Origin of the sequence: Bartonella sp. B10834G3, from assembly GCF_016102505.1 — a bacterium.
In the GTDB taxonomy this organism is placed as follows: Bacteria; Pseudomonadota; Alphaproteobacteria; order Rhizobiales; family Rhizobiaceae; genus Bartonella; species Bartonella choladocola.
On sequence record NZ_JACFOM010000002.1, the window covers coordinates 420,413 to 434,042 of the forward strand.

Consider the following 13,630-nt stretch of genomic DNA (forward strand, 5'->3'; position numbering starts at 1 on the left):
TTATATTTCAGTCTTTATCCGTTGTTTCTGCACTTGACGCATCGGTTTGTTGGCGACGAAGAGCAATAATGCGCGGAGCAGAAGATCTCAGAGATTTTCCCCGTCCCGAAAGACTCGGATTGGTCATGAAATATTCCTGCGCATTAAATGGTTTCTCACCTTTAAGTGGCGTAATACGCCGGGATGTTCCATCGCTCAATATCTCGAAGCTCTGCTGATTGTCTATTATATTTGCCAACATAATTTGCGAGAGTATTTGCTGATGAACGGTTTTGTTGAATACCGGTACTAACGTTTCAACGCGTCTGTCAAGATTTCTGGTCATCATGTCGGCCGAACCAAAATAAACAATCGCATTTTCATTCGGTAAATCTTCACCGTTTCCAAAACAGAAAATGCGGCTATGTTCCAAAAACCGGCCGACGATCGACTTGGCACGAATATTTTCGGAAAAACCGGGTATTCCGGGACGCAAACAACAGATTCCGCGAACCACCAAATCAACTTGAACACCCGCTTGTCCGGCGCGATATAACGCATCTATAATTTGCGGATCGACGAGTGAATTCATTTTCATCCAGATTGCAGCAGGTTTGCCATCTCTTGCATGCGCAATTTCGTCTTCAATATGTCCTAAAATGCGACGACGTAACGTCAAAGGCGAAAATGCAAGCTTCATAGGCTCGTCAGGTTGTGCATAGCCTGTGATGAAATTGAAAATCAACTGAACATCATGTCCTATGTCATCATCTGTGGTGAAGAAAGATAAATCGGTATAAATTTTGGCAGTTATCGGGTGATAATTACCGGTTCCCAGATGGACATAGGAACGCAACCGGTTTTCTTCGCGCCGTACGACAAGCGACATTTTGGCATGGGTTTTTAGTTCGATGAAACCGAAAACAACCTGTACGCCTGCGCGTTCCAGATCCCGCGCCCAACGAATATTGGCTTCCTCGTCAAAACGGGCTTTCAGTTCAACCAGAGCTGTAACCGATTTACCTGCTTCCGAGGCGTCAATCAGTGCGCGCACAATCGGGCTGTCATTGGACGTGCGATAAAGAGTCTGCTTTATGGCAAGAACATCCGGATCTGCCGCTGCCTGACGCAAAAACTGTACAACAACATCAAACGATTCATAGGGATGATGAACAACAATATCTTTTTCTTTGATTGCGGCAAAACAATCTCCGGCATGTTCTCTTATACGTTCGGGAAAACGCGGATTATAAGGAATGAATTTCAGGTCTTCACGCGGAATAGAAACAATTTCCGAAATCATGTTGAGTGCTAGCAAACCGTCAAGAACACTGATACGGTTATCAGGTACACCGAGTTCGGTCGTTACAAATTGGCGTAGATCATCGGGCATCTCCGCGTCGAATTCGATACGGATAACCTGTCCGCGGCGTCTGCGTTTCAATGCGCTCTCGAACAATCGAACAAGATCTTCGGCTTCTTCCTCAACCTCGATATCGCTATCGCGAATAACACGAAATGTCCCTGCCCCGTTGACTTCATATCCGGGGAACAATTTGCCTATGAAAAGGCTCACAATATCTTCCAGCGAAATGAAACGGTAACCTTGTCCTTCATCAGGCAATAGTGTGAAGCGTTTCAAAGCCGTTGGCAGCCTCAAGAGTGCTGTCATCGGTTGATGGTCTGCACGACGCAACAAATGAAGCGCAATTGAAAAACCCAAATTGGGTATAAAGGGAAATGGATGGGCCGGATCAATTGAAAGGGGTGTAAGCACCGGAAATATGGTTTCCAGAAAATGGTTCTCAAGCCATGATTTTTCAGTCGCGGTCAGGCGGTCGGGACGAATAATAACAATTTTTTCTTGTTCAAGCTCATGACGCAAAGCCCGCAATTCCTGCTGCTGGTTAGCCTGTAACCGGGCAACTTCGGCCAGTACAAAATCGAGTTGTTCTTGTGGCGTGCGGCCATCGGCACTACGAGTAACAATGCCTGCACGCACCTGACCGGCAAGGCCGGCAATACGCACCATAAAAAATTCATCGAGATTTGTTGCCGAAATCGATACAAAACGCAAGCGTTCCAAAAGAGGATGTTTTTTATTTGCTGCTTCCATCAATACGCGATTATTGAACTGTAGCCAGGAAAATTCCCGATTTACAAAGCGTTCCGGAGTTTCCATATTGATGGTTTCGGCATTTGGTTGCTTTATCTCTGAATTTGATGAGTTTTTTGTACGTAAAGCCATATGCTTTTCCCTTCAATCTGATGTTTTATGTTGCAACCGACTTGATTACATCAGCCCGCGTCAAACAAAAATATTTTGAATCATAAGGTCTTTATGACCCGCGAAAAAAGTTTACAACGCGCGCTCGTTAATGACAAATCCTATATCAACTTTTTGATATTAATATTGATCTTATCCAATGTTTCTATTGCGATCTTTCTCAATCGGCATAAATTTTTTGAATTTTAAAAATATTTGAATGAAACCAATTTTTATTAGCATATTAATTGAAAAAATTGATAAATTGCTTCAGTTTTTTACAAGAAAAAATACAAATAATTTTAGTTTTTGAGTTATAATTGAATTTTTATTTTTATAATTTTTTTAAATTTATATATAAAAAATTTTTAATTAAAAAACGTATAAAATGTTATTGTTATGTATGTTTTTAATAATAAAATTATTTATTATTTTTTCATGACATTTATTATAAATGCTTTAAGTTTCGATCTTGGGCGATACGCCGGTAATCCGGTAAAACGACTTTTATGTATTTTTCTATGAGAGCTAAGGCTACAAAGTTTGGCAAACCTGCGTTACAAACTATTGGCTATCGCCTAACAATTAGGCTATAGAAAGAAACGTTATCAACGGCAGTGCGGTTTTGCACTTTCAATCCAATTGTTACATGGAGTTCTGACATGGCAGATCATCACATTCCACATTTCCAGAATGATGGCGGATATAAAATGATTGAAATCGGCGTAAAGAAATTCATGTGCGTGGGTGCCAACCCGCCTTTTGACCATCCACATGTCTTTATTGATATGGGAGCTGATGACGAAAAGATTTGCTCTTATTGTTCAACGCTCTACCGGTTTAATCCTTCTCTTGGAGAACTGGAAACAAAGCCGGCCAACTGCACTTTTGATCCGGAGCAAATTAACTATAAAAAAGCGGGATAATCGTTAAAATCACTATACAAGGAATAAGCTATGGATTGGCAAAACCAGGAAAAACCAATCATAGTGGGGGCAGGAATCGCCGGATTAAGTTCGGCATTGGCATTGGCTGAAAAAGGAATAAGCTCTCTTGTTCTTGAAAGCCGCGATCACCTTGAAGAAGTCGGCGCCGGTATTCAACTGGCACCAAACGCTACCAGACTGTTAATGAAATGGGATGTGCTGGACCAGTTGACGGATCTGGGTGTGAAAGCCCGCTTTCTCGAATTAAGAGATGGTCTTTCGGCTAAAACACTTCTTCAGGTGGATTTACAAGATGTGTCGGAACGCCGGTGGCACGGCTCATATATCACCATTCACCGCGCAGATCTCCAAAATGTGCTTTATCAAAAAGCAAAACAGAATTCTCTTATTGATATAAGATTATCTGAAAAAGTCACCGCAATATCCGAAGAAACACCGCAATTGGCGGAAATCCGCTCCGATCATCAGGGCGAAGATGACCGCTTTGTTACACCGTTGGTTATTGGTTGTGATGGCGTTTGGTCAAAAATGCGACAGTTCCCGCCGCTTGACGATCACGCAAGTTTTAGCGGTTTTATCGCATGGCGGGCAACAATCGATATAGATGCACTTCCCAAGGAGTTTATCCGCTCATTTGCCGATGTAAAGACGGTCGTTGCATGGATGGGGCCTGATAATCACCTTGTCGGTTATCCTTTAAAGGCTGGTAAATCGTTCAATTTTGTTGCAATTACACGAGGAAATAATCCGGGTGAAAGCTGGTCGCGTGAAGGCGACAAGAACGATTTGTTCAAACATTTCAATGATTGGCATCCCGAAATAAGAAATATTTTCAATCTTGTTGAAAAATGGACTTATTGGCCATTGTTCCAGATGCTTCCTCATCGGTTTTCCGACAATCGCTTTCGCGTTTTTGTCGGCGACGCATCGCACGGGTTTTTACCGTTTGCGGCGCAGGGAGCTGCTATGGCAATCGAGGATTCGGCAACTCTTGCCGAGTTGTTGTCAAACAAAAACTTGACACTTGCCGATGCGATGAGGCTTTACAGCACTCTTCGCACACCGCGTGTAGCGGCGGTGAATAAACGGGGAGCATTTAACAGTTTCGTATATCATGCAACAGGGCCGGTAGCTTTTGCTCGCAATGTTGTAATGAAATTCCGCTCTTCCGAAAGTTTTATGGCAGGTCTCGACTGGCTTTACGGGTATGATGCAGAGAGCGCAGCCCGTAAGCTAACGGGTTCATAATATCTGGCTTAGAAATGCTTTGGCTCTTTCATGCACCGGATGATCGAAAAATTCATCCGGTGGTGCAACTTCGAGAATTTGCCCCTCATCCATAAAAATGACACGGTCGGCCACCTGTCTTGCAAAGCCCATTTCATGGGTAACGCAAAGCATTGTCATGCCGTTTTCAGCCAAATCGATCATTGTATCGAGAACTTCTTTTATCATTTCCGGATCGAGAGCCGAAGTTGGTTCATCAAACAACATGACACGCGGTTCCATACAGAGCGAACGGGCGATTGCAACACGCTGTTGCTGTCCTCCGGACAGTTGCCCCGGATATTTGTTGGCCTGATCGGGTATTTTAACCCGTTCCAAATAATGCATCGCCTGCTCTTCGGCTTTGCGACGACCAACATGCTTGACCCAGATTGGTGCAAGCACACAATTTTCAAGCACCGTCAAATGTGGAAACAAGTTGAAATGTTGAAAAACCATTCCGACATTGCGTCGTATTTTATTAAGACTCCACATTCCATGTTTAAGCGGAATACCTGTTACCGTTATTTCGCCCTCTTCGGCGCGTTCAAGCCCGTTGATACACCGTATCAATGTGGATTTTCCGGAACCGGAAGGACCGGATATAATTACTCTTTCTTTCGGTTTGACTTCGAGATTAATGTTGCGCAAAACATGTAGCCGACCATACCATTTATTGACATGGTGCATGGATACTTCCAATTGCTTATCTTTTTCGTCGCGACTTTTCCGCAATGATCTATCCTTCCGCACCATTGACTTTAGGTGCATTCAAGCGCCTCTCGATAAAATGAGCATAACGCGACATGCCGAAACAAAATATCCAGAATACAAGACCGATAAAGACCATTCCCGTTAAAGGCGTTTGCGGAGTGCTCCATTGCGCCTGTTGAATGGCTTGTCGCACAATCCCCAAAAGATCGAACATGCCAATAATATAAACGAGACTTGTTTCTTTAAACATGCCAATGAGCACGTTGATAATGCCGGGTATCACAAGGCTATAAGCTTGTGGCAGAATAACAAGCAGCATTGTCTTGACGTAGCCAAGCCCCAATGCTTCCGCAGCTTCGTATTGACCGCGTGGTATGGCTTGCAAACCGCCACGCACAACTTCTGCAATATAGGCGGAAGTAAAGAGTGCAACGCCGATCAGGGCGCGTAAAAATTTGTCGAACGTCATGTCTTGCGGCAAAAATAACGGTAACATAACGCTTGCAATAAACAGCACGGCAACCAATGGTATGCCACGAACGGTTTCAATAAAAATGACCGAAATGAGGTGGACAACCGGCATTTTTGAACGTCGGCCAAGTGCGAGCAGGCTTCCCAATGGCAGCGAAATCGTAATACTGCAATAGGCAATTGTAAGGGTTACAAGCAAGCCGCCCCATAATTGCGTTTCCACTGTCGGCAAATTGAAGTGCCCGCCAAAAAGCAGAAAATAGCCAATCACCGGAACAACAAAAAGTGACACAAGTGCATTTGCTATTTTGAGCGGAACGGACGGTATAAGAAGCGGCAGGTTAATAATAATAACGACGAGCGCCGTGAGATTGACCCGCCAACGTTCACCATCCGGATACCGTCCATAGATAAACTGCCAGAAATTGGCTTTGACAAAGGCCCAACATGCCCCACTCCAACCATCCGGCATCAGCCCGCCTTGTGTGACTGTGGTGCACGCCTGACGATCGGTGCCGGTCCAGACTGCGTTGACAACCAACCAATTAACCAGCGGAACCATGATATAGGTGATCGCAAAAACAAGTCCTATGCTGATTACGCAGTTAAGCGGTGTGGAAAACAGATTTTTCCGCAGCCAATGCCAGATACCCCTGTCAAGAATAGGGGGAGGAGAAGCCGGAATAAATTCGGTTTGAACGTAACGCCCGACCATTTTAACGCTCCACCAGAGCCATATGACGGTTGAACCAGTTCATGAAGAGTGAAACAACGATGCTCAATCCCAGATAAACCTCGATCCATATCACCGCAAGCTCGACAGATTGTCCGGTTCGCTCCATTATTGTGCTTGAAACCATCATCAGTTCGGAATAACCGACTGCTGCGCCTAAAGAAGTATTTTTGACGAGGTTCATATATTGGCTTGCCAGCGGTGGAATAATAATGCGCAGTGCGAGCGGCAAAATAATCAAACGCATAATGAGACCGTTTGATAACCCCAGCGAAGATCCCGCTTCTGACATGCCTTTATCAACGCCCTGAATGCCCGCCCTTATCGTCTCTGCAATAAGTGCTCCTGTATAGATTGATAAAGCAAGGTAAAGTGACAGGAACTCCGGCGAGATATAGTAACCGCCGCTATAATTGAAACCTTTCAACGCCGGAATATCCCATGAGGTGGGATACGCTAACAAGAAAAACAAAATGACCGGACATAAAACGCCGATAACGAAACCATACCACCATCGGATAGAGGTCAATCCCCTCTCCTTTATCATGTAGCGGGCACGAAAATGAAGTCCTACCGCAACCGCGATCAACAGAATTGAAATCACGATGAATAAGCCCGTATGCTCACCCCATACGGGACGGGGCAAATAAATCCCCCGTATATTGATCGCGATTGCACCCCAATGAAGGCTTTGTCTGGCGGGAGGTAAAATTTGCATTACCCCTATCGACCAGAAAAACAACAGTACCAGAGGCGGAATATTCCGGAAAAATTCGACGTAGCAGAGTGAAAGTTTCGCTATCAGCCAATTATTGGATAAGCGCCCGATGCCGATAAACAATCCGATAAATGTAGCGGTTATCAGGCTGATTGCGGAGATAAAAACCAGATTGACGAGGCTTGCTTCAATCACTTCGCCATTCGTTGCATTGTCGTCATATTGAATGATACTTGATGGTTGATTAAATCCCGCTCTTTTATCGAGAAAATCAAAACCCGAAGCAATATTCGAGGCACGCAAATTGACAATTGTATTATGTGTGATCCATCGAATAACGAGAAATAATGCAATAATGACCAGGCACTGCACAGCAAATGATGAAAGTGAACGCACGTTTAAAAAGGCACCCAATTCCACCTTTAAAGAACGTCCAGACATCATTGTGCTGTGTTTTGGCATTGGCAATATTTAGAACAATAAATAATTATCAGCGTATGGGAAGGCCATATTGCAGCCCGCCTTTGGTCCACAGCGCGTTAATGCCGCGAGAGATCTTGAGCGGGGTGTTCTGCCCGATATTGCGTTCAAAAATTTCACCATAATTGCCTGTAGACTTGATGATTTTGACAACCCAATCGTTTTCCAGTCCCAGATCTTTGCCGATTGTATTGCCCTGCTCTACGCCCAACAAACGACGGATGTCCTGATTGTCGGATTTTAGCATATCGTCGACATTGGCCTGTGTAATACCGAATTCTTCGGCGTTCAAAAGTGCATTATGTGTCCAACGCACGACATCTGCCCATTGCGGGTCGCCTTGCCGTACAGCCGGACCAAACGGTTCTTTGGAAATAATCTGCGGCAAAACAACATGGTCTTCCGGATTTTTCAATTGCAGACGCAAACCGTAAAGAGAGGACTGATCGGTCGTATAAACGTCGCAACGTCCGGCATCATAAGCCTGATTGACTTCGGTAAACTTATCAAAAACAACCGGCGTATATTCCATTTTATTGTTGCGGAAATAGTCGGCAAGTGTGAGCTCAGTTGATGTGCCGGATTGGACGCAGATCGAAGCTCCCGACAATTGGAGTGCAGACGTTACACCTTCAAGATTTTTTTTATTAATCATGAAGCCCTGACCGTCATAATAATTGACGCCCACAAAATCTAGTCCCAAAGCAGTTTCGCGGTTGATCGTCCATGTCGTATTACGGATCAAAACGTCGATTTCGCCTGATTGAAGTGCCGTAAAACGTTCTTTGGAGCTCAGAGGTACAAACTTCACCTTGTCGCCACTACCGAAAACGGCCGCAGCTACTGCCCGACAATAGTCGACATCAAAACCTGTCCAATGACCTTTTTCATCGGGGATACTGAAACCGGCAAGTCCGGTGCTGACACCACATTGTAAATATCCCCTTGCCTTAACATCGTCCAGTGTGCCGGCGGAGGCCGAAACGGTGCCGATGGCCGTGAGAGCAACGCCGATAGCGGCGATATAAGTATTGAAAAACATAACGTCTTCTCCTGCGTTTGCAAAAATCTGTCTTAACGGCTATCGAAAAGCATAATTATCCCAAGGTCAAGCAAATTGCATACTATCATTAAGGCTAAAAGCGAACAGATTTTGCTTGACCTTTATCATGAATTATCAAAGGTAAAATATAACGTGGTTTTAAAAATTGGAAAGTACAGTTGATGACCGTTAATAAAATATCCAACCCGTCTGGCATCAATACCAAACTCGCCCATTGCGGAAATAACCCCGCCGATTATTTCGGCTTTGTCAATCCACCGGTTGTTCATGCCTCGACGGTATTGTTCCCCGATGCTGCAACCTTGAAAACCGAGAATCAGCGATACACCTACGGCACGCACGGAACGCCTACAACAGATGCGTTATGTGAAGCCGTCAATATGCTTGAAGGAGCGGTGAAAACAGTTTTAGTGCCTTCGGGTCTTGCTGCCATCACGGTTCCGCTGTTAGGGACGTTGGCACAGGGCGACCATGTACTTATTGCCGATTCCATTTACAGCCCGACACGTCGTTTTGCCAATAATATGCTTAAAAAAATGGGAATTGACGTTGAATATTATGACCCGACCATCGGTGCTGAAATCGAACAGTTGATGAAGCCTAACACAAAAGTCGTCTATACCGAATCGCCAGGGTCGAATACTTTCGAGATTCAGGATATACCGGCCATATCGGCGGTGGCACATGCCCGTGATGCCATTGTTCTTATGGATAATACATGGGCTACGCCACTCAATTTCAAACCGCTTGAACACGGTGTCGATATTTCGATAACCGCAGGTACAAAATATCCCGTCGGCCACTCCGATATTCTCATCGGCTTTATATCGGCCAACGAGAGAACAAAAAAAATTGTCGAAGATACGCATAAATTTTTAGGAATGAGCGTTTCCGGCGATGACGCATATAATACGCTGCGGTCGATGCGAACCATGGGAATTCGACTTGCTCACCAGAGCAAAACAGCTTTTGACCTCGCCCGCTGGCTTGAAACCATGCCACAAATTGCACAAGTCCTTCATCCCGCATTGGAAAGCCACAAAGGTCATGAATTATGGAAGCGGGATTTCAAAGGCGCTTCAGCGCTGTTTTCAGTTGTGTTGAAGGGCGGTGGCGAGAAAGAAGCCCATGCTTTTCTCAATTCGCTCAAAATTTTCAAACTCGGATATTCCTGGGGAGGCTATGAAAGCCTGGCCGTTGAAGTTTATCTGGGCGACAGGACTGTCAAACACTCTTACATGGGGTCATTGTTACGTTTGCAGATAGGCCTTGAAGATTTTGAAGATTTGAAAGCCGATCTTGAACAGGCATTGGCAGCAACAGGGCTATAAACAAGGCCTGTCAAAAGCTGGTAATTCTCCATCGGGCAGGCAATGAATTTGCCTGCCTATATGTTTTTTCATGTCATATAATTAATGTTATTTAACTGTTATTTATTGTTATTTGTTGAGCCGGTTTTTCAACGCTAGACGAGTTCAACATCGACCACACCTTGAATGGCTTTCATGGCTCCGGCCACCTGCGGCGTTACCCGATATTTATGAGGTAGAGAAACCTCGATTTCGCGGGCTCCATTATCCTTGATAACAATAAATCCGACATCTCCATCTCCGCCACGTTCAAGGCTACTGCCGATTTCTTCAACCATTGCGGCATTACGCACAAATATGCGCATTGTTTTATGAATACGTTCGGCTTCTTGTTCCAAAGATTGGACGGTTTCAATGCGTAAACTGATTCCTTCAGGCCGATTCTCTGCGTTTACGGTTATGACAACCGATTGCCCCGGTTCCAACATATCTCCATAAGCGCTCAAACCTTCAGAAAAAAGGATTGCTTCAAATTGACCGGTAGGGTCTGAAAACTGGATAATACCCATTTTCTTGCCCGACTTTGTTTTTCTCACCTGCTTTGCGCTGACGGTTCCGGCAAGCCGTCCGGCAGTAGAACCCCGACGAACGGCATTGGAAAAGTCGCTCCAGTTTTGTACGCGCAGCTTTTGCAAAACATCTTTATATTCATCAAGTGGATGGGCAGAGAGGTAAAAACCGATCGCTTGAAATTCATGATGAAGTTTTTCCGCCGGTAGCCAAGGTTTGGCCTGCGGCAACATCAGCGGTTCTTTGGGACCGTCGCTCATACCGAAAATATCGGTTTGACCGCTCCGGTTATCATCAAGTACCCGCATCGAACGGGCATTTATCATATCAATACCGGCAATCAACACTTCACGCGGAATATGAAAACAGTCAAAGGCTCCCGCATGGATGAGACTTTCCATCACTCTTTTGTTTACGATGCGCGGATCAGTCCTTTCGCAAAAATCCTCCAAATCCTTGAACGGTTTATTGCCTCTTTTTTCAACAATATGGTTGACTGCCGGCTCCCCCACCCCCTTGATCGCTGCAAGCGAATAATAAATACGCTTTTCGCCAACTTCAAAAGCACGGTAGGATGTCTGAACCGAAGGCGGAACCACTTCAATACCAAGCCTGTTTGCCTCGCGCCGAAAATCATTGAGTTTTTCGGTGTTGTTCATATCATAGGTCATAGATGCAGCCAGAAACTCGACCGGATAATGCGCTTTCATATACGCTGTTTGATAAGAAACAAATGCATAAGCGGCAGCGTGCGATTTATTGAAACCGTAATCGGCAAACTTTGCCAATAAATCGAAAATCGAATTTGCTTGATTTTTATCGACACCACGTTCGACAGCACCGGCAACAAAGTGTACGCGTTGACGTTCCATTTCTTCATGGATTTTTTTACCCATTGCGCGGCGTAAAAGATCAGCTTGTCCGAGAGAATAACCTGCAAGAACCTGTGCAATCTGCATCACTTGTTCCTGATAGATGATAACGCCTTGCGTTTCCTTCACGAGATAATCGATCTTCGGGTGAATGGAAGCGATTTCTTCTTCGCCGTGTTTACGGGCAATATAAGTCGGTATGTTCTCCATTGGTCCGGGGCGATAAAGCGCGACAAGGGCGGTAATATCCTCGATACGATCCGGCTTCATGCCGATCAAAGCCTTCCGCATCCCCGCGCTTTCAACCTGAAATACTGCAACGGTTTCACCCCGTGTCAACATGTCGTATGTCAGTTTATCGTCCAGAGGGATATGGGACAGATCAATTTTTATTCCTTTGCGAGCCACAAAATCGACTGCTGTCTTCAACACAGTCAATGTTTTCAAACCAAGAAAGTCGAACTTGACCAGACCTGCTTTTTCAACAAATTTCATGTTGAACTGGGTAACCGGCATGTTCGAGCGCGGATCTCGATACATTGGCACCAATTGCCACAACGGACGATCACCGATAACAATACCGGCGGCATGTGTGGATGTGTGTCTATATAGCCCCTCAAGTTGCAAAGCTATGTCGAGAAGATGCCCTACCTGAGGGTCTTTTTTCTTTTCTTCCTCGAATTTCGGTTCATCTTTGATAGCTTTTGCGAGTTCTACATTGTTACCGGGGGTTTGCGGCACCAATTTGGAAAGATAGTCCACTTGCCGATAAGGCATTTCGAGAACGCGACCGACATCGCGAATAACAGCCCTTGCCTGAAGTTTACCCAGTGCAATAATTTGGGCAACCTGTTCACTCCCATATTTCGACTGGACGTAATGAATAACTTCTTCACGTCTATCCTGACAGAAATCCACGTCAAAGTCCGGCATGGAAACGCGTTCCGGATTAAGAAAACGTTCAAACAGCAATGAAAAACGCAATGGATCAATATCGGTAATGGTCAATGCATAGGCAACCAACGAACCGGCACCAGAACCGCGCCCCGGCCCGACCGGAATATCATGGGCTTTTGCCCATTTGATAAAGTCGGAAACGATAAGGAAATAGCCGGGAAATTGCATTTTTGTGATAATGGAAATTTCATATTCCAGCCGTTCTTCATAATCTTTGGCTGTATAACCTTCCGATGGTCCGGCTGTTTCGAGACGCATTTTCAGCCCTTCTCTTGCCTGCCGTATCATTTCGTCGGCTTCCGCTTTCACAGCCGCTTCGGGGTCATCGGATTGACCTGTGAAACGCGGCAATATCGGCTTCCTTGTCGGCGTATAGGCATGGCAGCGCAACGCAATTTCAACCGTATTGTCAACAGCTTCGGGAAGATCAGAAAATAGTTTGACCATCTCGTCCTGTGATTTGAGGTAATGGTCAGGCGTTACACGTCGTCTGTCCGGATTGGATACTATTTGTCCCTCGGCAATAGCCAATAGCGCATCATGCGCTTCGTAACCGCTTTTATCTTTAAAGAAGGCTTCATTTGTTGCAACAAGCGGGATTCCATATTTATAGGCAAGGTCGACGATTTCCGCCTCTGTTACATGGTCATAATTGCCATGGCGTTGCAATTCCATATAGAGACGATCGCCAAAGATTTTTTGAAGGCGTTGCAACCGTTCGACTGCACGTTCTTTTTTATCGGCTACAATTGCACTATTGATCGGCCCGTTTGGCCCGCCTGTAAGAGCAATAATCCCCTCACCCAGTTCTTCGACCCATTCTATTTTTGCATTGGCCGGATCGGTTTCACTCTTATCAAGATAGGCACGGCTTACAAGATGAACCAGATTTTTATAACCTGTCTCGGTCGCTGCCAGCAAAACAATAGAGGTAAAATCGGAAGGATAACGCCATTTGGTAATTCGCGGATCATAGCCGACATCTTCAAAATCGATAGCCAACTGGCAGCCGATGATAGGCTGGATACCATCGGCAAAACAATATTGGGTAAATTCAAGCGCTCCGAAAAGATTGTTGGTATCGGTCATTGCAATAGCCGGTGCCCCGTCATGAAGCGCGTATTTGATAACCTCCTTGACCTTCAATGCACCTTCCAACAATGAATAAGCCGAATGAACCCTTAAATGGATAAAACGCGGGCGCTCTATCGCCTCTTCCTTGTTGCTTTTGCTATCGTCTGACACGTTTATGCCTTCTATTTTTCCCGATCATTGAATCCTGAA

9 protein-coding genes are annotated in these 13,630 nt (G+C 45.1%); 3 read left to right on the top strand and 6 right to left on the bottom strand.

The features are described from left to right. Positions 1-7: 7 nt before the first annotated feature. A complete protein-coding gene (locus H3S94_RS07250) occupies positions 8-2,227 on the bottom strand; it encodes an RNA degradosome polyphosphate kinase (RefSeq protein ID WP_198240669.1) in 2,220 nt (739 codons plus the stop codon). 680 nt (positions 2,228-2,907) lie between these two features. Between H3S94_RS07250 and H3S94_RS07255 the strand changes: the two genes are divergently transcribed. Both H3S94_RS07255 and H3S94_RS07260 read left to right on the top strand, forming a co-directional pair. Further along, a complete protein-coding gene (locus H3S94_RS07255) occupies positions 2,908-3,171 on the top strand; it encodes a zinc-finger domain-containing protein (RefSeq protein WP_198231121.1) in 264 nt (87 codons plus the stop codon). A gap of 30 nt (positions 3,172-3,201) precedes the next feature. Next, complete coding sequence (locus tag H3S94_RS07260; protein ID WP_198240670.1) at positions 3,202-4,440, top strand: FAD-binding protein; 1,239 nt, start codon at positions 3,202-3,204, stop codon at positions 4,438-4,440. On the opposite strand, the gene H3S94_RS07265 is transcribed toward H3S94_RS07260, so the two are convergent. From H3S94_RS07265 to H3S94_RS07280, 4 genes are read right to left on the bottom strand one after another with little or no spacing between them, the layout of a single operon-like run. Next, positions 4,435-5,148: an amino acid ABC transporter ATP-binding protein gene (locus H3S94_RS07265; protein WP_246786462.1), complete on the bottom strand. Its 714-nt coding sequence runs from the start codon at positions 5,146-5,148 to the stop codon at positions 4,435-4,437. The genes H3S94_RS07260 and H3S94_RS07265 overlap by 6 nt on opposite strands. 49 nt (positions 5,149-5,197) lie before the next feature. Further along, entirely contained in the window at positions 5,198-6,358 is a 1,161-nt protein-coding gene (locus H3S94_RS07270) for an amino acid ABC transporter permease (protein WP_077992214.1), read from the bottom strand. Position 6,359: 1 nt separating this feature from the next. Further along, positions 6,360-7,538: an amino acid ABC transporter permease gene (locus H3S94_RS07275; RefSeq protein ID WP_077992216.1), complete on the bottom strand. Its 1,179-nt coding sequence runs from the start codon at positions 7,536-7,538 to the stop codon at positions 6,360-6,362. A 46-nt stretch (positions 7,539-7,584) separates the two neighbouring features. Beyond that, complete coding sequence (locus tag H3S94_RS07280; RefSeq protein ID WP_077992218.1) at positions 7,585-8,616, bottom strand: amino acid ABC transporter substrate-binding protein; 1,032 nt, start codon at positions 8,614-8,616, stop codon at positions 7,585-7,587. 182 nt (positions 8,617-8,798) lie between these two features. Here H3S94_RS07280 and H3S94_RS07285 point away from each other — a divergent pair, with 182 nt between their 5' ends. Next, positions 8,799-9,968: a cystathionine beta-lyase gene (locus H3S94_RS07285; RefSeq protein ID WP_198240671.1), complete on the top strand. Its 1,170-nt coding sequence runs from the start codon at positions 8,799-8,801 to the stop codon at positions 9,966-9,968. A gap of 134 nt (positions 9,969-10,102) precedes the next feature. Here the strand turns inward: H3S94_RS07285 and dnaE are convergent, their stop codons facing one another. Then, positions 10,103-13,591, bottom strand: coding sequence for a DNA polymerase III subunit alpha (gene dnaE / locus H3S94_RS07290; protein WP_198240672.1), 3,489 nt, complete (start codon positions 13,589-13,591; stop codon positions 10,103-10,105). Positions 13,592-13,630 lie beyond the last annotated feature (39 nt).

Bases quoted from the DNA above. Each gene is read 5' to 3' on its own strand.
- H3S94_RS07250 (WP_198240669.1), bottom strand. From the start codon at position 2,227: ATGGCTTTACGTACAAAAAACTCATCAAATTCAGAGATAAAGCAACCA.
- H3S94_RS07255 (WP_198231121.1), top strand. From the start codon at position 2,908: ATGGCAGATCATCACATTCCACATTTCCAGAATGATGGCGGATATAAA.
- H3S94_RS07260 (WP_198240670.1), top strand. From the start codon at position 3,202: ATGGATTGGCAAAACCAGGAAAAACCAATCATAGTGGGGGCAGGAATC.
- H3S94_RS07265 (WP_246786462.1), bottom strand. From the start codon at position 5,148: ATGCACCATGTCAATAAATGGTATGGTCGGCTACATGTTTTGCGCAAC.
- H3S94_RS07270 (WP_077992214.1), bottom strand. From the start codon at position 6,358: ATGGTCGGGCGTTACGTTCAAACCGAATTTATTCCGGCTTCTCCTCCC.
- H3S94_RS07275 (WP_077992216.1), bottom strand. From the start codon at position 7,538: ATGATGTCTGGACGTTCTTTAAAGGTGGAATTGGGTGCCTTTTTAAAC.
- H3S94_RS07280 (WP_077992218.1), bottom strand. From the start codon at position 8,616: ATGTTTTTCAATACTTATATCGCCGCTATCGGCGTTGCTCTCACGGCC.
- H3S94_RS07285 (WP_198240671.1), top strand. From the start codon at position 8,799: ATGACCGTTAATAAAATATCCAACCCGTCTGGCATCAATACCAAACTC.